Origin of the sequence: Thiorhodococcus fuscus, from assembly GCF_042682685.1 — a bacterium.
Taxonomy (GTDB): Bacteria; Pseudomonadota; Gammaproteobacteria; order Chromatiales; family Chromatiaceae; genus Imhoffiella; species Imhoffiella fuscus.
The window spans coordinates 12339-31738 of sequence record NZ_JBHUHX010000007.1; the positions used below are offsets into that span (position 1 = coordinate 12339).

14 protein-coding genes are annotated in these 19400 nt (G+C 64.8%); 4 read left to right on the plus strand and 10 right to left on the minus strand.

Annotation, left to right across the window (positions count from 1 at the left end):
* The first annotated feature begins 33 nt into the window (after nucleotides 1–33).
* Both ACFSJC_RS03240 and ACFSJC_RS03245 read left to right on the plus strand, forming a co-directional pair.
* Nucleotides 34–852, plus strand: coding sequence for a transglutaminase-like domain-containing protein (locus tag ACFSJC_RS03240; RefSeq protein ID WP_386023140.1), 819 nt, complete (start codon nucleotides 34–36; stop codon nucleotides 850–852).
* Complete coding sequence (locus tag ACFSJC_RS03245; protein WP_386023143.1) at nucleotides 849–1634, plus strand: N-formylglutamate amidohydrolase; 786 nt, start codon at nucleotides 849–851, stop codon at nucleotides 1632–1634. Before ACFSJC_RS03240 ends, ACFSJC_RS03245 begins: the two co-directional genes overlap by 4 nt.
* 48 nt (nucleotides 1635–1682) lie before the next feature.
* Here ACFSJC_RS03245 and ACFSJC_RS03250 read toward each other — a convergent pair whose 3' ends face one another.
* The 4 genes from ACFSJC_RS03250 to ubiG form a co-directional block, all read right to left on the minus strand.
* Complete coding sequence (locus tag ACFSJC_RS03250) at nucleotides 1683–2468, minus strand: SDR family NAD(P)-dependent oxidoreductase (protein WP_386023146.1); 786 nt, start codon at nucleotides 2466–2468, stop codon at nucleotides 1683–1685.
* A 208-nt stretch (nucleotides 2469–2676) separates the two neighbouring features.
* Nucleotides 2677–3507, minus strand: a complete 831-nt coding sequence (locus ACFSJC_RS03255) for a squalene/phytoene synthase family protein (protein ID WP_386023149.1) — start codon at nucleotides 3505–3507, stop codon at nucleotides 2677–2679.
* Nucleotides 3504–4190 (minus strand): HAD family hydrolase, encoded by a 687-nt coding sequence (locus ACFSJC_RS03260; protein ID WP_386023151.1) that lies wholly within the window; start codon nucleotides 4188–4190, stop codon nucleotides 3504–3506. The genes ACFSJC_RS03255 and ACFSJC_RS03260 overlap by 4 nt, the downstream gene beginning before the upstream one ends.
* Nucleotides 4183–4905 carry a bifunctional 2-polyprenyl-6-hydroxyphenol methylase/3-demethylubiquinol 3-O-methyltransferase UbiG gene (ubiG, locus tag ACFSJC_RS03265; RefSeq protein ID WP_386023153.1) on the minus strand — a complete coding sequence of 241 codons (723 nt, stop codon included), beginning with the start codon at nucleotides 4903–4905 and terminating at the stop codon, nucleotides 4183–4185. The genes ACFSJC_RS03260 and ubiG overlap by 8 nt, the downstream gene beginning before the upstream one ends.
* 713 nt (nucleotides 4906–5618) lie before the next feature.
* On the opposite strand from ubiG, the gene ACFSJC_RS03270 reads away from it, so the two are divergent.
* On the plus strand, nucleotides 5619–6020 hold the full coding sequence (locus ACFSJC_RS03270) for a hypothetical protein (RefSeq protein WP_386023156.1): 402 nt from the start codon (nucleotides 5619–5621) through the stop codon (nucleotides 6018–6020).
* 29 nt (nucleotides 6021–6049) lie between these two features.
* On the opposite strand, the gene nadA is transcribed toward ACFSJC_RS03270, so the two are convergent.
* The 4 genes from nadA to ACFSJC_RS03290 all read right to left on the minus strand — a co-directional run bounded on the left by nadA (nucleotide 6050) and on the right by ACFSJC_RS03290 (nucleotide 12174).
* On the minus strand, nucleotides 6050–7090 hold the full coding sequence (nadA, locus tag ACFSJC_RS03275) for a quinolinate synthase NadA (protein ID WP_386023159.1): 1041 nt from the start codon (nucleotides 7088–7090) through the stop codon (nucleotides 6050–6052).
* Nucleotides 7091–7190: 100 nt separating this feature from the next.
* Nucleotides 7191–9608, minus strand: coding sequence for a penicillin-binding transpeptidase domain-containing protein (locus ACFSJC_RS03280; protein ID WP_386023162.1), 2418 nt, complete (start codon nucleotides 9606–9608; stop codon nucleotides 7191–7193).
* Nucleotides 9605–10531 carry a PP2C family protein-serine/threonine phosphatase gene (locus ACFSJC_RS03285; RefSeq protein ID WP_386023165.1) on the minus strand — a complete coding sequence of 309 codons (927 nt, stop codon included), beginning with the start codon at nucleotides 10529–10531 and terminating at the stop codon, nucleotides 9605–9607. Before ACFSJC_RS03285 ends, ACFSJC_RS03280 begins: the two co-directional genes overlap by 4 nt.
* Nucleotides 10531–12174 carry a hypothetical protein gene (locus tag ACFSJC_RS03290; RefSeq protein ID WP_386023168.1) on the minus strand — a complete coding sequence of 548 codons (1644 nt, stop codon included), beginning with the start codon at nucleotides 12172–12174 and terminating at the stop codon, nucleotides 10531–10533. The genes ACFSJC_RS03285 and ACFSJC_RS03290 overlap by 1 nt, the downstream gene beginning before the upstream one ends.
* Before the next feature lie 204 nt (nucleotides 12175–12378).
* Between ACFSJC_RS03290 and ACFSJC_RS03295 the strand changes: the two genes are divergently transcribed.
* Complete coding sequence (locus ACFSJC_RS03295) at nucleotides 12379–14838, plus strand: FtsW/RodA/SpoVE family cell cycle protein (RefSeq protein ID WP_386023171.1); 2460 nt, start codon at nucleotides 12379–12381, stop codon at nucleotides 14836–14838.
* Here ACFSJC_RS03295 and ACFSJC_RS03300 read toward each other — a convergent pair.
* Together ACFSJC_RS03300 and ACFSJC_RS03305 are read right to left on the minus strand one after the other, a co-directional pair.
* On the minus strand, nucleotides 14835–17222 hold the full coding sequence (locus ACFSJC_RS03300; protein ID WP_386023174.1) for an SUMF1/EgtB/PvdO family nonheme iron enzyme: 2388 nt from the start codon (nucleotides 17220–17222) through the stop codon (nucleotides 14835–14837). The genes ACFSJC_RS03295 and ACFSJC_RS03300 overlap by 4 nt on opposite strands.
* Nucleotides 17223–17424: 202 nt before the next feature.
* On the minus strand, nucleotides 17425–18939 hold the full coding sequence (locus tag ACFSJC_RS03305; protein ID WP_386023177.1) for a dynamin family protein: 1515 nt from the start codon (nucleotides 18937–18939) through the stop codon (nucleotides 17425–17427).
* Nucleotides 18940–19400 lie beyond the last annotated feature (461 nt).

Here is a 19400-nt window from a genome sequence, read left to right on the forward strand (position 1 = left end):
TGAAGCCAATGGATTTCCAACAGGAGTTGACCGATGCAGATTCGACTGGGCTACGAGATGGTCTATACGTGCCCTCAGCGCACGCCCATGATCCTGACCCTGAACGTCCACTACAGTCGGGCGTCCGATCTGGTCGCCCCAGACCATGTCGTCACCCAGCCGGCGGTTCCGGTCATCGCCTATCGCGACGGATTCGGCAATTGGTGCAGCCGTCTCGTCGCACCCCCTGGGGATATCCGCATCAGCACCGACACCGTCATCAACGACAGCGGTCTGCCCGATGCGGTCGATACGACAGCCGTCCAGCATGCGGTCGAGGACCTGCCCAGCGAGACCCTGGTCTATCTGCAGGGGAGCCGCTATTGCGAGACCGACCGTCTCTCGGAGATCGCCTGGTCGCTGTTCGCAAAGACGCCACCAGGGTGGCCGCGCGTGCAGGCGATCAGCGATTTCGTCCATCAGCACATCACCTTCGGCTATCAGTACGCCCGTGCCACCAAGACCGCGCTCGAAGCCTTTCAGGAAAAGACCGGCGTCTGCCGCGACTACACCCATCTCGCCATCGCCTTCTGTCGCTGTATGAACATCCCCGCGCGCTACTGCACCGGCTATCTGGGCGACATCGGTGTGCCGCCAGCGCCTGAGCCCATGGACTTCTCCGCCTGGCTCGAGGTCTATCTGGGCGGGCGCTGGCATACCCTGGATCCGCGCAATTCGGTGCCCCGGATCGGACGGGTGCTGATCGCCCAGGGGCGCGACGCGGCCGATGTGCCGCTCAGCAATGCCTTCGGTCCGAACACCCTGAAGAGTTTCCGGGTCTGGTCCGATGAGGTGGTGGCGGGCGGCGCATGAGCGGTGATTCGGCGGGAGGGGAGCGCTTGCTCGACCCCGACGAGCCGCCCGCGTTCGAGCGGGTCAATCCGCACGGGACGGCGCGGCTTCTGCTGGTCTGCGATCACGCCTCCAATCGGATCCCCAAACGACTCGCGGGTCTTGGTCTGGCGTCCGAGCGTCTGGACGAGCATATCGCCTGGGATCCGGGCGCGGCGGCGGTCGCCCGGGGGCTTGCGGAGAGACTCGATGCCCCGCTGATCCTGGGCGGCTATTCGCGTCTGGTAGTGGATCTCAATCGCCCATTGGAAAGCCCGGAACTGATCCCTGAGCGCAGTGACGGGGTTGCGATCCCCGGAAACCGGAACCTGGATCAGGCGGCCCGAGAGCGACGACTCGCCGCCCTGTTCTGGCCCTATCATCAGGCCATCGCCGCCTGGCTCGATGCCCACTCGGATCCAGTGCCCTGTCTGCTCGCGCTCCATAGCTTCACGCCCCAACTCGATGGCGCGCGCCGCCCCTGGCACATCGGGATCGCCCACGGACGCGATCCGCGACTGGCCAAGCGTCTGCTGCGGGGACTCGCGGTGCACGAGGATCTGGTCGTCGGAGATAACTTCCCCTACGCGATCGAGGATAGCCACGATTACACCCTGACCAGGCACGGCGAGCGCCGAAGGCTTCCGCACGCCATGGTCGAGATCCGTCAGGACGGGGTGGAAACGCCCACGCAGATCGAGGCATGGGTGAATCGGCTTGCGTCTCTGTATGCGTCGGTCGGTACGCTAGAGGAACGGCATTGACGCAGGGTGCGCGCACCGGCATGGCCGGGCGCGCCGGATCCCGGTGCCTCAGGCGAGCCGACCCGTCGCGGCATCGACGCTGCAGCGCTGGCCGGTCATGCCCTGGGACTCCGCGCTCAAGAGCTGGATGTAGGCGTCCGTGACCGTCTCGGGGGCCGGATGGCTGGAGGGTTCCTCGCCGGGATAGAGGCTGGCGCGCAGGGCGGTGCGCAGGATTCCGGGGTCGAGGCTGTTGACCCGGATGTGGCTGCTGTCGCGCGTCTCGTCGGCCAGCACCTGCATCAGTCCCTCGGTCCCGAACTTGGCGGCTGCATAGGCGCCCCAATAGGCCATGCCGGTGCGACCGACCCGGTCCGAGGTGAAGACGATGGAGGCGTCCTTGGACAGGCGCAGGATAGGCATGCAGGCCTGAGTCAGCATGAAGGGCGCGGTGAGGTTGACCCGAATGACGCCCTCCCATTCGTTGGCGTCGTAGTCGTCGATACGGCTGAGGAAGGGCGCCGAGGCGGCGCAATGGACCAGGCCGTCGAGCCGTCCGAAGGTGTCGGCGACGATGTCGGCGGCGGCGATGAAATCGCGCTCGCCGGCCGTCTCCAAGTTCAGCGGCAGGATGGCGGGCTCGGGTCCGCCGTTGGCGACGATGGCGTCGTAGACCGGCTCCAGGTCGACCTCCTCGAAGGAGGACAGGATGACCGTCGCCCCCTCGGCCGCACAGGCCAGCGCGACGGCACGCCCGACGCCTTCGAGTGCGCCCGTGACTAGAATGATCCGCTCGTTGAGCCGTTGGCCGCGATCGTTCGATGGGGTGTTTGATTGAGTGCTCGATTGATCCATTGCTGGATGATCCTCGTCTTGCGGACTATCACCCGATCGGGATCGGCTCTCGCCCTGACCCCGGTCGAGTCGGTTGGTGTGATGCCGGATCGATCGGCTCGGTCCGGCTGGTGGTGATGATCGGCTTTAAAACTCGTGATGCGTGGTCCGCCTTGGAGCGGCCGGCGGCGAGTGTCTTTGAGTCTTCTGGGTTTCGAAGGGTTCCGAATCAGCGCTCACGCCAGGCATGCCAGAGCTTGCGGATGGGGGTGAGCGCGATGCGCTGGTTCACAACGTCGAATCCGCTCGATTCGAGCTCGGTCAGGAGCAGGTCGCTCAGTCGGGCGCGGATGCGGAGCGTTCTCGGCAGGGTCGCGCTGCTCGGGGCGATCTGGGCGCGCGCTGTGCGCACGTCTTCGGCGACGCGGGCGAGGAGGGCGCGTAGCTGGGTCTCGTGCTCGGTGAGCCGGATCCGGTGGAGGTCGAGGCCCGCCTCGGCGAGGCGGTCGCTGGTCAGACATCCGTGACGGCCTCGGCGCAGCGACCAGCCGCTGTCCCGGATGCCTTCGACCAAACCGCAGTAGGCGCCGAGTCGACGGGCGGCATCGATGGCGCTCGGATCGGTTTGGCCGTGACAGCGTGCGATCAGTTCGAAAAGCGCCCCTAGATCCTGCTTCGTTTCGGCCGCGAGGGCGGTGAAGTCGTCCGGCTGCGTTGGCGAGAGGCGCTCGACGGCGCTGGCGAGCAGGTCGCGCAATGGCTCGCTCGGCAGTGCGTGGCGCTCGCGGACGGAGGCCAGTTGCCGGGTCAGCGGATGCCGCGCGGTGCCGTCGAGGCTGAGTTCCAGTTCTTGAGACCACCAGTCGAGCTTGGCGGCGGCGACCTGGGGTTCGCTGACTTGGTCGGGCGTGGTGACGATCTCGTGACGCCAGGCGCAGAGGACGGCCAGGTCGTGACGCAGAGGCGCTGGCGCGAAGCGCAGGCTGTAATAGCTGGAAGAGCCGGGCGGGGTAGCCCCGTTGGGGAAGCCCCAGGTCTCTTCGGGTGTCGTCTCCGTCATGAGTCGATGGGCACGGACAGCCAGTCGAGCGTCTCCAGCGGGTGGGCGATGAGTCCGTGCGCGCCCCAGTCGGCTGGCGCGGTTTCGGTGCCGAGATAGCCGAAGAGCGCGGCGAGCGTGCCCATGCCGGCGGCGAGTCCGGCGTGGATGTCGCGCACGTCGTCGCCGACGTACCAGCAGCGGGCCGGCTCGACCCCGAGTTGGTCGGCGGCGTGCAGCAAGGGGTCGGGGGCTGGCTTGGGTCGGGGCGTGGTGTCGCCGCAGACGATGCAGGCGGCACGCTCGCGAAAGCCGAGCTGCTCCATCAGCGGTTCGGTGAGCGCGGTCAGCTTGTTGGTGACGATGCCCCAGGGAATGCCGCGCGCTTCGAGCGCATCGACCAGCTCGGGGATGCCGGGGAAGGGCCGGGTGCGCTCGACCAGGGCGGCGGTATAGAGCTCCAGGAATTCGGCCTTCAGCGGCTCGAAGTCGGGATCCTCCGGCGTCAGGCCGAAGCCGACCTGGAGCATGCCGCGCGCGCCGTGCGAGACGTGCGGTCGGACCTGCTCGAAGGGCAGCGCCGGCTGGCCGTGACGCGCGCGCAGGCGGTCGAGCGCGGCGGCCATGTCTGGGGCCGTGTCGGCGAAGGTGCCGTCCAGGTCGAAGAGCACCGCGCCGTCACGCAGGGCTGAGTGCTCAGGCATCGGTGTTGCGCACGCAGGTGACCAGATAGTTGACATCCAGGTTGTGCGGGTCGAGCCGGTAGGTCTGGGTCAGCGGGTTGTAGCTCATGCCGCTCATGTCGGTGGTGCGCAGCTCGGTCGGTCGAATCCAGGCGTCGAGCTCGGACGGGCGGATGAAGCGCGAGAAATCGTGGGTGCCGCGCGGGAGCATGCGCATGATGTACTCGGCCCCGACGACAGCCATCAGATAGGACTTGGCGTTGCGGTTGAGCGTGGAGAAGAAGACCTTGCCGCCCGGACGGACCAGTCGGGCGCAGGCGCCGATCACGGAGGCCGGGTTGGGGACGTGCTCCAGCATCTCCATGCAGGTGACCACGTCGAAGGCCCCTGGCAGCTCGTCGGCGAGAACCTCGACCGGGACGCGGCGGTATTCGACCTGCACGCCGGTCTCCAGGGTGTGCAGTTCGGCGACGCGCAGCGGCATGTCGCCCATGTCGATACCGGTCACCGTAGCGCCTTTGAGTGCCATGCTCTCGGACAGGATGCCGCCGCCGCAGCCCACGTCCAGGACGCGCTTGCCGGCCAGTCCGTCGGCGCCGCGCTCGATGTAGCCGAGACGCAGCGGGTTGATGTCGTGCAGGGTCTTGAATTCGCTGTGCGGATCCCACCAGCGCGAGGCGAGTTCCTCGAACTTGCTGATTTCGGCGCGATCGACGTTTGGATGCTGTTCGGTCATGGTCTGTGGATCCGGTGGTTGGTGCTCAATCGGGCTGCAATCGCACGGGCCGAAATCGTGGGTCGAGATCGCCAGGGCGGCTGGAATGCCACGATTCTGAAAATGGCCGCCATTCTAAACGAGCGGGAAGGTCGGCGCGTAGCGCGCGTGTTCGGCGCTTCGGTTCGGCTGGACGCGGGCGCTCGATCTGTTGCGGCCAGGCGCGCTCGGACTTCCCTGAGCGCGAATCCGCGCAGGTTGCGGCCGTGCCAGTTCAGCGCATTGGACGCCAGTGGAGGGGCTCGGTTCACTGGGCCGTCCGATCCGCGCGCGGCCTTGCGTCTCTGGAGCCGGAGACGTCATGCATGTCGTCTCGTGAAGTTTTCCCCAGATGAAGTGCATAGGTCTGTGGATAAGCTGTTATTGGAGTGGTTAAGTAATTCTTCTTTATTAAGAATCTGTGACTGGTCGAATCTTGGCCGGCTGGCGCGAGTCGGTCGGGTCGGGGAAGGTGACCTGCGCGCTGTCGAGGCTCCAGCTGTGGGCGTACCCGGCGTCGCGCCTTTTCCAGTCCTGGGTGAATTGGGCCGGTTTGGCTCGCGAGCTTCTTGATTGATCGTTATCCTTGAACGGTTACGGGGTTGGTGCGATCGCCAAGCCATGGCCGCGCTGATCGCCCCGATGGGGTTCGATGACTGATCGACAGGATTCGGAAAGGAGGCACGAATCGAAACATGACGCACTCGACGACGAGAACGTTCGACATCTATCCCGAACGCCGGCTTGTCGTTGGACGGTTCGCAGGGCCGATCGATTATCAGGATGTGATCGCATGGGTGAAGGATGCGATGGGCGAGGAGACCTTTTCGAGCGACTACGACGGTGTCGTGGATCTGCGCCGGTCGACGCTGAAGGAGGCGCGGCCGGACAGGGCCAGATTCGTTGCCAACTATACGATCGACGAGGGCTTCACCCAGGGGAGATGGGCGATCCTGGTGGATCGCCCCAAGGAAACCGCGCTGTCCTATATCTTCTCGTCGATCGCCGCAGGTCGGTATCCGGTCCAAGTCTTCTCGACGACCGATGCTGCTTCGATCTATCTGAGGCGCGATCTCTCGGATCTGCTCCCGGAATAGGCGTCGGACCAAGGCTTGAAGGTCGGAGCCTATCTGCGGGAGAAGTCGAGCATGCGGCGGATGGGGACGAGCGCGCGCTCGCGGATCGCCGGGTCGATCTGGATCTCCTGGTCGCCCGTTCGCAGTACCGTCTCCAGATTCTGCAGCGCGTTCATCGCCATCCAGGGACAGTGGGCGCAGCTTTCGCAGGTCGCGCCCTCGCCGGCGGTCGGGGCCGGAATCAGCGTCTTGTGTGGGGCGATCTGGCGCATCTTCCAAAAGATCCCGGCATCGGTGGCGACGATGAATTCCGGGTTCGGCATCTCCGAGACCGCCTTGATGAGCTGACTGGTCGAACCAACTAGATCGGCCTGATCCACCACTTCGTCCGGCGATTCCGGGTGCACCAGCACGGCGGCGTCCGGATGCAGCTTGCGTACCCGCTCCAGCGCGAAGGATTTGAACTCCTCGTGCACGACGCAGGCGCCGTTCCAGAGCAGCATGTCCGCGCCCGTCATGCGCTGGACATAGTGTCCCAGGTGCTTGTCGGGGGCCCAGATGATCTTTTCGCCCTGGGCGGCCAGGTGCTCGATCACCGGCAACGCGATGCTCGATGTGACGACCCAGTCGGCGCGCGCCTTCACCTCTGCGCTGGTGTTGGCGTAGACCACGACGGTGTGATCCGGGTGGGCGTCGCAGAAGGCGGTGAACTCGTCCGCCGGGCAGCCTTCGTCCAGCGAGCAGGTGGCGCCCAGGTCCGGCATGAGGACGCGCTTCTCCGGGTTGAGGATCTTGGCCGTCTCGCCCATGAAGCGCACGCCGCAGACCACCAGGGTCTTGGCCGGGGTCGTGGTGCCGAAACGGGCCATTTCGAGCGAGTCGGCGACGCGCCCCCCCGTCTCTTCGGCCAGTTCCTGGAGGTCGTCGTCGGTGTAGTAGTGGGCGACCAGCGTGGCATCCTCGGCCTTGAGCAGGTCGCGGATGCGCGTCTTGAGCTGGGCCTTTTCGTCTGGGGACAGGCTGGGCCACTGAGGATGGGACGGTACGCTGACCGGGTGTGGCTGGAGACCCTCGGGGGCCGGGTTGGGCATTCTGATACTCCGCATTGGTAAAGACGTCCGCCGCCCTGACTCGGCGCTGGACAATGCGTTCAATTCTAACGGTTGGTGACGATTAGATGTTACGCGGTGTTCATCCGTCGGTGTCGGATGGCGAGTCTGGGATACGGCTGAGCAGATCGGCAACGATGGAGCCGCATACGTCACCGCCGAAACCCTGGGTGTGGGTCACCATACAGGCGAAGGCGAGCCTATCCGCCCCGCCGCCCGGAGGCTGGTGCCAGCCGATCAGCCAGGCGGTGCCGTACTGTTCCTTTTGGCCTGGTTTCTGTGGCTGGGCGACATCGGCCGTGCCGGTTTTGGCGTATGTGTTGCACCATATCTCGGGATCGGTCTCGCTAAAGGCCTTGGCTGCGGTACCGGCCTGCACGACATCGCGCATGCCTCGGCGAATGAGCGACAGGTCCACCCCCAAGGGCGTCGGTGCCTTGAGTCGTACCGGATCCTCGCCCCAGGCGGCATCCAGATGAGGACGCACGATCGCCCCATCGGACAGAGTGGCGGCCAAAGTGGCCATGCGCAATGGGGTGACCAGCACACCCTGACCGATGGCGCTCTGGGCGATGATCCAACGCAGTGGTGTGGGCGTCTCGCCGAGCAGGTCGATCCGGTCTGCGCTCATCTGTGGCGAGCGTTCGCCGAGTGACGCAGGCGGTGCGGCAAGCAGCGATCGACTGGAGCCGAATCCCAGTTGGCGCATGGTGCCTATTAGGCGAAGGTCCGGTCGAGGGCGCTTGCTCAGGGGACGAGGATCGTTCTGATAGCGGTCTGCGGCTGCTCCATCGAGTTGCAGCGCCAAGGCCGAGAACCAGGTATTGAGCGACTCGCGCAGCGCGCTGGCGACGCTCAAATCATACTTGGCTGCGCTCTGTCCTGGGCACGTGGCTTTGGGCCGGCTCGGGGATGGGGTCAGCAAATTCTGAAGCGTTTCTCCAGCGAAGTTTTTGATGGTGTGATGCCCTCCGCTCGGATGGCCTCCTTCCACACCCGCATAGGGGTCGATGCGTGTCGATGCCAGATCGAGCCCTGTGAGCTGTTTGAACTCCGCAACGGAGAGTCCGCGTAGCATTCGATCGATCTGCGGTCGATCGGCGCTGGCCTCTAATCCGGCGAGTGCGATCAGTGGCTTGAGGGTCGACCCCGCCGCCTGATGGCGGTCCACGCCCTCCCAGGCGCGCATCTGAAGTGGATTGGCCAACGGATAGACGCGTGAAAACGCCGTCAGATCCCAGTTCGTGACCTGATTCAATGGCGGTGGCTGTGGGTGGCCGGCTGCGGCGAGGATCGCGCCGTCCGAGCGCAGTATGACCAAGGCGGCTCGGCGCTCCGCAGACCTGGAATCCTGCGTGTCCAGCTCCTTGAGCTTTTTGGTTAGTGCCGCGTTGGCGGCCGTTTGTAACCGGCTGTCCAAGGTGAGGGTCAGCTGAGCGCCGGGGCGCGCGGTGCCGAGCATCGCGCCGAGCCCGTAATAATCCTCGGGTCCATATCCGACCAAAGGGATCAATCCGAGCCGTTCGGCCTCGGGGGTGGGGTGCAGATCCGGGTCGAGCAGGGACACGCCATCGATCGTCGTGACGGACCAGATCGCGGGCGTGCCTCCGCTGCCAGGCCGTGGCGCGTGCCAGACGGGTTTGCACGCAATCTTCTCGTCCTGCGTTTTCATCGCCGAAACGCCGACCCGCAGCCCCTGCGAACTCAGGCTAGGATTGCGTGCTGGGTGAAGGCGGAGTGTTGCGGACAGCCGCCATCCCCCCTGGGGCACGCGTCGCCAGACGGACTCGGGAATGCGCCATTCGCCGACCTGATCGGTGTGTTGTGCGTTGCGTTCGAGGCAGGAGGGTATCGGGCGGTTGTTCCAAGCCGGTGGTGGCGCGTGGGCAAGGGACCGGCCTGCGGGCATCCCTTCCATGAATCGACCGACATAGAGGATCTTCAGCGGCAGGGGACCGGCCGCCTTGAACTCGCCGCGCCACTCGATGCAATCGGACTCTGAAGCGACGGCCGTCCAGGGAGAGAAACCCAGACGCAGTCGACCCTGGTGAACGTAGCCGAACGACGCGTCGACCGATGCAGGGGTGTCGATGAGTCGATCGTCTTTGCAATCGTAGGCCCTCCAGACCGCGTGGGTCACGCCGCTGGCGGCGCCATTGTCGCGAACGGCGGCCAAGCGGCGGCTACGGTTCCATCGCTTGATCTGGTCTTGCAGGCCCATTCCTGCGGCTGTGCCGTAGAGATCGCGTACCTGCTGCATGGCCGACTGTTGCCGAGTCTCACCGCGCCAGGCCGCAGCCAAGGGCGCATCTGGAGGTGGAATTTGCAACTGCGCATCAGGGGCAATGACAAGCTGACCGGAGTCGACGAGTCCCTCGAATAGATCCTGGGCCGCAGTGTGGGCGCCGGTGGGCTGGTGATTCGGAGGGGTGAAGGTCAGCATGCGCCAGGCAATCAGGATTCCAAGCGCGCTCAGTGTGAGCGTGGCGAGGCGACTCATGAGGCAGGTTCCGGGTCGAAGTAGCCGATGACCAGGGTCGTGTTGTCAGTGCCTCCCGCATCGATTGCCGTTCGAGCCACCTCGCCGATTGCGCCGGGGACCATGAGGTCGGTTGGCGGCGGCAGATCGCATCTGGTTTCACTCCATAAACCGTCGGTCGCCAAGATCAAGGCCGCGCCTCTTGGCAAGTCGATCGTGCGAAGATCGGCGTGCCCTTGCAGTGAGCGTGATAGGTCGCGCGTGGCATCGAGCCGGATTTCGGGCGCGAAACCGAAGCTTTCATGGCCCTCCGCATCCAGGATGACACCCCAAGCCCCATGTCCAAGCGCCTGGGCGAGGCGTTGATCGCTTCTCTTGCTCTCGGCGGCATAGGCCGAGGTATCGATGCGTCCGTCACGATAGCCGAATTCGGCCAATGTATGGTCATACGTCAGAGGGTGCCAGCGATCGTCCATGCCGAGCCAGGCGCGGCTGTCACCAAGATTCAGCACATGACAACAGCGTCGGAGCCGATCGATCTCGGCCCAGACCAGTGTGGTTCCTGGGCTGTTGGCTTGACCGGTTCCGAACTGGCGAAGCAGGTTTCGATGCAGATCGACGACGGCGCGGCGCTGCTTGAATGCCGATCGGCAGGGGGGCAATCGCCGAAGCGCGTCGACGGCCGACTCGGCGATTTCGCGTCCATGGGTATGGCCGCCCATACCATCCAAGACGGCCAATCGGATCCAACGGGCCGGCCAGGACGCGCGCGTCTCCTCTGCGACCGATCCGTCGCGTAGCCAACGCGCCTTGGGCTGTCCATCCGAGCCTTGGGCAATGATCAGATAGTTGTCCTGATTCTCGCTCCTGAGACCGGTGAGGCTGACCGCCTCGGTCTTGAAATCAGGCAGCAGCGCGGAGATACAGCGTCCGATGACACCCATTAGCCACCCTTGGAGCGAAAGCGCAGCAGATAATTTCCGGCCAGCAGGCAATCTCCGGGCGGAATGCGCAGTGCCTGACCCTCTTGGTCGTCCTGCATGGACTGTAGACGCCCATGTCGATCGAGGTGCATGAGCGAGCAGTTCGGTTTGCAGGCCTCGGCCAGCAACTGGTCTCCGTCCACCCAAATCCAGGCGTGGCTACGCGACAGACTCAGGTTGCAGAGCGTGAATCCAGGATCGATGCCGTTGGACCAGAGCAGCCCGCCGGGCTGGGCCAGTTGATCCAGTGCAATATCGGGCAGATTGCCGGGGTTCGTCGGATCCGTGCGTCCCAATAGACGCCTATCGTATGCCGGCGAGTAGAGGTCCGGTCGAGGGAGCGATAAAAGCCCTCGGCTTCCCGGTGACTCGAACGGAAGCAGTTTGGCGTCGGTTTGGCCGATCTCGACCGGCCCGCTCAGGTGGTCGCCAAGCGTCTGAAGCGGCTTGCCTGGAATGGCGAGCGAGATGCCGCGTCCATCCAACTGCACGCGGATGAGCGCGTCTGGATGCCGTCCGATCTGCTCTGGCGTTGCCAGCGTGCCGTCTTGTCCCAACCAGATCGTCCACTGTCTCAGTCCCTGATGCAGGGATGTGAGCGCAATGGCTTCGAGCTCCAGGGTGTAGGGTGAGATGGGCGAGGGCAGGCCGGGTATCAGTGTGCCGCCAGCGTCGCCGAATGTCTGCTGCTGCGCGAGATGCGCGGGCGCGAGTTCCAGCGACAGTATGTGTGGATCCTGGCCATCGGGACTGCGAAGCTCGAAGATCCAGCCGTCTCCTTGCCGTCGTTCGCTGGCCGTCCAATCACTCCTGCTGCTGCCATACGCCGCCCACTCGTTGACCCCAGTGCGGCGCACGAGGAGATAGGCGTCATCCGGTGTGCGCCAACCTGGAACCGGTATCGGGCCTCGTCCCTCCGGCGTCAGCAATAGACATTCCTGATCCGCATAGAACCCCGGCGGCTGTGCCTGCGCGTGTCCGCTCGGCAACCAGCGTAGCGACTCCAAAACCAAAGGGGCCTGATTCAGATTTGGTAACAGGTTGAAGGCCGGCCGGTCTTCGAGGTCTGGAAGAAAGACGGCGGGACCGAACAAGGACACCACCTGATCGTCAGGCAACTGCGGATCGGGTCGCAGCAGGTAACGTGGCGGACGCCCGGTTGGCAGGCTGGCCTTGAAGGCTTCTCGATGGCGGAAGATCAAATTTTGCGCCGCCACCTCGATGCGTTCGCCGCCCGTCGCCCGGATATCCTGGTCCCAGGCCGTCTGAGGGATCGAGAGGATGACGTCGGTGAAGCAACGATCGCCCAGAACCCATCGTCCGTGATTGGGGTCGCTCAACCGAACCCAGCGTCGATGATCTTGAAGGGCGCGACACAGGCGTCTGTTGGGCTCTCCGCTGGATAGCTCGCGGATATGGCGCCCGCTGCCGCCGCTATTGTCCCAGAGCGCATCCGCATCGAGTGGATCCTCGACTCCGCTCAGGGTCAGACTCCAGAGCAGGTGGTCGTCGTTCGGCGGCAGCCATTCATTGCGGCGGTAGGAAACGGGCGAGTCTCCCGAACCTCCCAGGGCTTGGCGAACGCGGTTGATGAAGTCGACCATGGCATGTCAATCCCATTTCGAATCCGAGTCGCGCGGCGGTCGTGCTCGACGCATCGTCTCGGTGCAAGGCTGTGCTTGGAGGCGCTGAACGGTATGATCTTCGTGGCCGATCGGTGTCTCCTTAAACCGACTTGACCGCGCGACTTCCGCCCCTGTTCCTCGAAGTCTGAGCGGCGAGTGTACTCTGGGTTCCTGAATTCGCACATGCATCAAGATCGCTCGCTCGGTCCCTTTTCGTTGGCGGTTCTACTGTTGCTTGGTTACGGCTATGCGGCTTGGTTGCTGCTGGCGCATGCGCCAAGCGGCTCGGTCGTGGCGAAGGTGACGATTGCGCTTGGGGCGGATGAGAGCCCCCTGATTCTTGGGCGGAAAGAATTGGGGCAGCGACCAGGCAGCGATTCCGCCGTCTTGGATCATCTGCGCGTGCGACACGACCAGTCGGGCTGGTGGGCAGCCAATGTGTCCGATCGACGTCGGGTCGATGCGCCAACGGCCATGCATCCCACGCGCTATCTGCGCCGCTGGTCTCTAGCCCCAGGTGATCGTCTGAGCCTGGATGGCAGGGTGATCGAGGTGACCGAGGCCCGGGCGGATCGTCTGATTCTTTCCGCACCCTCTGGTCGCGCCCGTTGGGAAGCGGGAGCGCTCGTCCAGGAACAGGGACGCTTTTCCGGCTGCCCGGATGAAGGCGGCGATTGGTGGATGCGTCGGGTGCGGCCCAAGGCCGAGATCGCCCTGTTTTCGATCGGCGGCCAGGTTCCTTGTCCGACGCGCTGGTCCTTGCCTGGTCTGCCTGCCAAAGGCGTCCGTGTGCTCTGGTCCGAGGGGCGTTTTTGGCTGGCCCCAGGAACGGCCGAGGTCCGCTTCTCTCGCGCCGGCGAACAGCGGTGGCGTGGCTTCGGAGATTTGGAGTGGCGTCTCGACGACCCGGTCGAGTCGGCACAGCGTCTGATATTGGGGCGCACCAGCTACAGGCTCGACTGGACGGATGCAGGGTCCAATGGCTCGACTCTGATACTCGTACCGACCCGAGGAACCGACGTCTGGCCGGAGGGACGCGAGGTGACGCCGCCTGTTTCGCGAGATGAGCGCGTGTCGCCGGACTGGCGGCCATACGCGCCGACCGCTGCTATGCCGTCGATGACCGAATGGATGGTCGGGCACTGGCCTTGGTGCTGTGCCGCGCTGGTCTTGGCCTTGGTGGCCGGAGTGCTCGAACTGCGTCGGCCCAGGCCGTATGGGCAGATGCCGCTTGGCGTTCGGCTGATCGCTTCGGTGCCGGCTCCTCTGTTCGGCATCCTGACCTTGGCGACCGCCTGGACCGGTCTCGTTTCACCGGCGTGGTTGTTGATGTCGATCGGTCTGGGGTGGGGGCTGGCGACGCTGCTGCTCGGTCTCGGCGGCCGGCTCGCCGGTCCTGTCGGCTGGTTGTGGTCGGCCGCACTGGGCCTGGTCTTGGTCGGTGCGCTGGTACAGGGACAACTGGGGCTTGGCGGCGACGATACCCGTTGGCTCCTGATCGCCCAGGACCACTGGCGTCTGTTGGCCCTGATGGGCTGGTCGATCGTCCCGCTGACCCTAGTCCGGCGCGAGACCTTCGAACGCTTGGCGACTCAGCTGACCGATCCGGAGGCATCCGCCGCCTGGAGACGTGTGCGTCTCTCGCTCTTGTCGGGCGCTGCGCTCGTCTTGCTGGCTCAGGGGCTGTTCGGGCAAGAGGAGGGCCTGGCTGGCGTGCAACCGGTCGAAGGCGTCAAGATCCTCACGGCACTGCTGCTCGCCTATGTGGCGCGACGTATGTGGGCGCGGCGTGCCGGTCTCGGCAGCTACCATCGCGCCGCGCCGCTGCGCTCCAGCCTGGAGTTGACCGGGATCGCCTTCTTCTTCCTGGCGTTTGCCTTGGCATTGCTCTGGGCGGTGCATGACATGTCGCCGGCCTTGCTGCTCCTGATGCTGGTGCTCCCAGGGATGTGGCTGGTCGCGCCCCATCCGCTGGGTGTGCCGAGCCGGGGTGCGCGATGGACCCGGATCGGGATCGCCGGGGCGAGTCTGCTGGGGCTCGGTTTCCTGATCTGGATCCACGCCGATCCGGACACGCTGCCGCGCTGGTTTCCGCAATATGCCCGACTCATGGCCTGGGCGCAGCCCGAGCGTTTTCCCGAGAGCGGCTATCAGGTCAGGTTGGCCTTGGATCTGGCCGCCGAGGGAGGGCGCATGGGGCCAGTGACCGGTCCATTCGGTTGGAATGGTGCCGTGATGGGGGTACCCGTGGTCCAGAACGATTTCATCGGGGCCTTCGTGCTCGATCGCGCCGGTTCCGTCGGCGGCATCCTCGTCCTGCTGCTTCAATTGTTGTTCGCCGGATCCCTGTTTGCGTTGAGCGAGCGTCTATCCGCCTGGGGTCGCCGTCAGGACGTCGCCCAACAGGGGCTTGGCGTCTTTTTGTCGTTCGCCCTATTCGCTTTGGCCTGGCTCTTCATCGCCCATGCGCTCATCGCATGGGGCAATGTGCTCGGGCTCCTGCCGGTCATGGGACAGCCCATGACCTTCATCGCCAGCGGCAACAGCCACCTTCTATTCTTTGCCTTGCCCCTGCTGCTGATCGGGCTGACGAGTGGCTGGATGATGGTGGGGGCGGAGTATCGGCCGACGAGATCCGGCTAACGTGGATCCCGGGCGAGTCGAAAGCCGATATCGGCGTAGCGGTAGCCCGGCTTGTTACTGCCTCGGAGCGCGGAGCGCACCCAGTTCGGTGCGGCGTTGAACCAGGAGCTGCCCCGGAGCGACCGGCGGCCGGGATTGGTTTCATCGGCACACCGACTCTCGGCTCCGCCATAGCGTTTATCGTAGACCGAGCAGGTCCACTCCCAGACATTGCCGAGCATGTCCTCCAGCCCCCAGGGGTTGGCTCGGAAGCTGCCGACCGGGGCGGACCATTCGTAACCATCGTCACAGGGAAAGCCCAGCTTCCAGCCATGCGCCTTGTCGGCGATGTTGGCGTATTGGCAGGCCCTGGCATCCACGGCATCGCCCCAATAACGCGCGCCTCGCGTCCCCGCGCGGGCGGCATATTCCCATTCCGCTTCGGTTGGCAGCCGGTAGCGACCTTTGCCCTGCGCGTTGAGCCAGGCGATGTAGGCTTGGGCGTCGTACCAGCTTACGCAGGCGACCGGATGAAGATGCTGGTCGTATTGATCGGGGTTTAGGGTGTGCCAATTCGCGTCTGCCCTGGCGCGCCACGACGTCCAACGCTTCTCTTGGTCGTAGTCCGCAAAGCAGCCCTCAAGGTCCCCCGCATTGCGCTCCGCGTCCGTGTGGTATCCCGTCGCTTCGACGAACCGTCTGAACTCGTCGACCGTGACTTCATGTCTGCCCAGGAGGAAGTCTTGGACACAGACTTGGTGTTGGCGCTCGTCCTCAAGGCGCTCGGTTTCATCCGCCGAGCTTCCCATCTGAAAGCATCCACCTTGAATTTCAATCATCTCGGGGGCCGGGGTCAGCTCCGCGCGCACTGTACGCAGCTCACCAGGCGTTAGATCAACCTGGGCCTCATAGTGAAAAAAGCCTGGCTTCTCGATGCGGATGCTGTGTGTCCCCGCTGCGGCTTCGTAGGGTTCGGGACTCGTCGGGCCAATACGGCGTCCGTCCAGATACCAGGTGTCTCCACTGACGTTGGAGCGCACGATCAGCTCGCCCTGCGGTTTGACTGGCGGTTTGGGGATTGGCGTCACAGGAATAGGGTGTGGTTCCTCATCGGACGCTGGGAACATAGCGGCCCAAAGAGACCAACCGCCTGCGATGATGGCGCCCATCAAGATCAATGCGAGCAGTCCTTTTTTGCGTCCCCGCGTGCCGTGCTGCGGGCGTTCGGGCTCGCCGTCCGACGCATCAACGGCGCTCGGCGAGGCGGCTGAGGGGGATGGGGTCTCATACGTATCGTGAGTCGATACCGGATGTTGGGTGGCGGTTGGTGCGGGTGGCGGCGGAGGTGGCAGTTGAGTCAGCGCCGCCAGCCGGGCTTGCAGGTCCAGCGCATCCCGAGGGCGTTGGTCGGCCGCCAGGTGCAGACAGTCCATCAGGACGCGAGCCACCCCTGGGTCCAGTTCCGGGACCCGTGCAGTCAGATCGGCGAGCGGTGCGCCGGCACGGCGTGCTTCTGCAGCTGGTGGCGCAACGGCGGTCAGGGCGGTGTAGAGCGTGGCGCCCAGGGTGTAGGCGTCCGCTGCTGGCGTGACGGGCTGCTGGCGTTGGCGGTCGGCCTGCTCCGGAGGCATGAAGTTCGGATGTCCGACCCCGGCGCCGATCGAGGCGTTTCCCGCAATCCGCTCGCCTGTGCGCGCCAGGCCGAAATCGAGCAATTTGATACGCCCTGGATCGGGTGCGTTCGATATCGGGTCCCGTTGTAGAACGAGGTTGTTGGGGGTCAGGTCCAGGTGCAGGATCGGTCCCTTGGGTTCGGGTTGGCGATGCAGGTAGGCCAATCCATCCAACGCCGAGAGCAGCAGCGGAAGCGCTTGGGCGGCGGGTAGCCGACGTTCCAGCACCAGTCCCGTACCGGTTTGCCGAAGCCCGCCGAGTGTATCCGCCAAGGTCTGCCCCCCGAGACGTTCCATCACCAGATAGGCGGTTTTGTTTTCCTCCAGCACATCATGGGCCTGGACGATGCCTGGGTGGTCGAGCTGCGCCAGTAGTCGTGCCTCTTCCAGAAAGCGCGCCTTCCAGCGTTCGAATGCATCCGGGTCGAGCGGGAACACGGACAGGCTGTCCTGTCCGTTGCGTCTGGCCAATGGATTGAAGGTGGAGGGAAAGAACTCTTTGATGGCGACCGGTTTGCCGATTCGGGCTTGCCATCCGGCATAGACCACCCCGAAACCGCCCGGCCGGCCAAGGACGCGGCCGACCAGATAGAGTCCGCCGCCGAGCCTGGTGAAGGGCGCGAGCAGGCTGGCGTCATGTACATAGGCGCTCGAGTCGAATCCGCAATGAGCGCAGACCGGATCGGGGGCGGGGGACTGAAAACAATCGGGGCAATGGCTGGTGCGGTCCATCGGGTCTCTCGGGGAACGGCGTCGGCGGCGATATGCGTGATCGGAGTTGCTGTCGCTGGATCGAGCCGCGTGCGATGGGCGTGTGCGCCTTGCGGGTTGGCAGAGGTCGCCTGATCGCGATCTTCATGGGCGAAACGCTCCTCGGCAGACAGGCGTTTTCCCTGTCTGCCGAGGAGCGTGGAAGCGAGCGATTGGCTCGGTTTCAGGCGGGTTCGGGCTCCATCTCGCTCAGATCGCGGCTGTTGGTGGGCGTGGGCGATTGCTGCCAGGTGTTGTCTTTCACGCCCTTGGGATTGGTGAAGCTCGCGTTCAGGGTCTGGATATAGCTTTCGCAGCCCTGGAAGACCTCGTCGATCTCGGAGCGCGATCCGCTGCTCCAGCCGAATGCCCGTCCGAGCAGTACGGTGCGCCAGAACCGCGTGTTGTGCTGGAAGGCGGCGATGACGTCGCCGGGCGGATTGCGCTTCTCGACCTCCTTGCGCAGCCCGGGCATGAGGCTTGCGGCAGCGAGACGGCGCACGCCGAAATGGATCAGGATTGCGATCAGCGCCAGCGCGCCCTCGAAGCCTTCGAGCCCCCAGGGGACGCTCTTCACCAGATCGAGCCACTGTGCCTCGTAGACCAGACCGTGCCACTGGTCCGCGCTCAGGCTCCAGGTCATGAACCCGACGACGGCACCGATCAGCAGGAACGCGTCGGCGGCGAGGGTGCGGCGACGCCACTTGCGTAGCGCCCCGTTCAGTAGGCCGACCGTGTCGCGGGTGAATTCGGTGGCGGTATTGCGCAGTGCGGCAATGATGCGGTAGGCGCGCTCGATCTCGACCTGCTCCATGCGCTGATAGATCTCGCCCAGATCCTCGTCGCGCTTCTTCTCGAAGCGCTTGCGGCGATACTCGTCCTTGATATAGGTATCGACGTCCGGGCTGTAGATGGTATAGAAGCGCCCGGCCGTGAGGCCCGCCTCGCCCATGGCGCGCAGCCAGGCGGCGACCACGTCTTCCGGGTTGTCCTCGCCTGCGGTCGAGTCGAGCTGGTTGAGGATGTAGAGGAACTTGCCGGAATCGGAGCGGTTGATGGTGTCGCCGACCAGATGCTTCAGCGTGTCGCGCATGGCGCCCGGTTCGGGGTGGCGCGCGTCGAAGAAGACCAGGACCAGATCGGACAGGTCGATCATGTGGTTGGTGATGCGCAGCACCGCCGTGCGCTGGGCGTCGGCGTCGAATCCGGGCGAGTCGATCAGGATCTTGCCGCGCAGCCGTTCGCTACGGGCGGTCTTGAGCTGGAGGTAGGCGTCGATCCGGCTGCCCTCGCCGTTGGCCACCTCTTCGATGGACTGCGACATGCGGAAGAAGGGGAAGCGCGGATCCGAATCGAGCGAGACGCCGGGCAGGGTGTGGCTCGTCTCCTCGGGGCTGTAGACGACGACGGTGAAGCGATCGTCGACCGCCTGGTTGCCCGTGCGCTGCAGCTTGCGTCCGAGGTAATGGTTGACGAAGGTCGACTTGCCGGCGGAGAAGGTGCCCAGGATGGAGATCAGCGGCCACCAGGGGATCTGATTGGCGAAGGATTGATTGGATTCCAGCAACCCCATGCGGTAAGCGACCTGATCGATCGCCCTGAAGCTCTGCACCGCGCTGAGCAGGACGGGGTTCTCCTGGGACAGATGCGATTCCAGTTCTTGGAGGCGTTGCTGAAGGGCGTCGGACGTGGACGTCATGGATGGGCTCCTCAGGTATTTCTGGGCGGTCGTCGAACAAACCGCAGCGGACAGGGTGGGCTGATGATGGTGGAAACCGGCGTATGTCGCGAGACCGCGTCGGGCGCTTGCGCAGTGGATCGCGATGTTACACCCATCCTCGCCCGAGACGGTAGCCGCCTGTCTGGCGAGGGAATTTGCGGACCGAATTCGATCCGGGTTCGCGCCTTGGGGCTTGCCCTCGGCTTGAATGTGGTCATGTGCTGAATGCATACTGCGCAACTGCGCCGCGAGGCATGGGCGAGGCAACGGAAGCGAGCGGCCTGCGATCCCGCGCGGTGCGTGGTCCGTCTGGCGTTCATCCGAGTCCAGTCGGCCTCTCCCCGAGACGGGCGCCATGTGCGACGCAGGGCCCGATGTCCTCGCCATTCAGGTCCGACCGCATCCATGCCCGTCGGGCATTCGACTCAAATATAAGAAGT

Bases quoted from the DNA above. Each gene is read 5' to 3' on its own strand.
- ACFSJC_RS03285 (WP_386023165.1), bottom strand. From the start codon at position 10,531: ATGGGTGTCATCGGACGCTGTATCTCCGCGCTGCTGCCTGATTTCAAG.
- ACFSJC_RS03295 (WP_386023171.1), top strand. From the start codon at position 12,379: ATGCATCAAGATCGCTCGCTCGGTCCCTTTTCGTTGGCGGTTCTACTG.
- ACFSJC_RS03300 (WP_386023174.1), bottom strand. From the start codon at position 17,222: ATGGACCGCACCAGCCATTGCCCCGATTGTTTTCAGTCCCCCGCCCCC.
- ACFSJC_RS03305 (WP_386023177.1), bottom strand. From the start codon at position 18,939: ATGACGTCCACGTCCGACGCCCTTCAGCAACGCCTCCAAGAACTGGAA.
- ACFSJC_RS03270 (WP_386023156.1), top strand. From the start codon at position 5,619: ATGACGCACTCGACGACGAGAACGTTCGACATCTATCCCGAACGCCGG.
- ACFSJC_RS03250 (WP_386023146.1), bottom strand. From the start codon at position 2,468: ATGGATCAATCGAGCACTCAATCAAACACCCCATCGAACGATCGCGGC.
- ACFSJC_RS03280 (WP_386023162.1), bottom strand. From the start codon at position 9,608: ATGAGTCGCCTCGCCACGCTCACACTGAGCGCGCTTGGAATCCTGATT.
- nadA (WP_386023159.1), bottom strand. From the start codon at position 7,090: ATGCCCAACCCGGCCCCCGAGGGTCTCCAGCCACACCCGGTCAGCGTA.
- ACFSJC_RS03260 (WP_386023151.1), bottom strand. From the start codon at position 4,190: ATGCCTGAGCACTCAGCCCTGCGTGACGGCGCGGTGCTCTTCGACCTG.
- ACFSJC_RS03240 (WP_386023140.1), top strand. From the start codon at position 34: ATGCAGATTCGACTGGGCTACGAGATGGTCTATACGTGCCCTCAGCGC.
- ubiG (WP_386023153.1), bottom strand. From the start codon at position 4,905: ATGACCGAACAGCATCCAAACGTCGATCGCGCCGAAATCAGCAAGTTC.
- ACFSJC_RS03255 (WP_386023149.1), bottom strand. From the start codon at position 3,507: ATGACGGAGACGACACCCGAAGAGACCTGGGGCTTCCCCAACGGGGCT.
- ACFSJC_RS03245 (WP_386023143.1), top strand. From the start codon at position 849: ATGAGCGGTGATTCGGCGGGAGGGGAGCGCTTGCTCGACCCCGACGAG.
- ACFSJC_RS03290 (WP_386023168.1), bottom strand. From the start codon at position 12,174: ATGGTCGACTTCATCAACCGCGTTCGCCAAGCCCTGGGAGGTTCGGGA.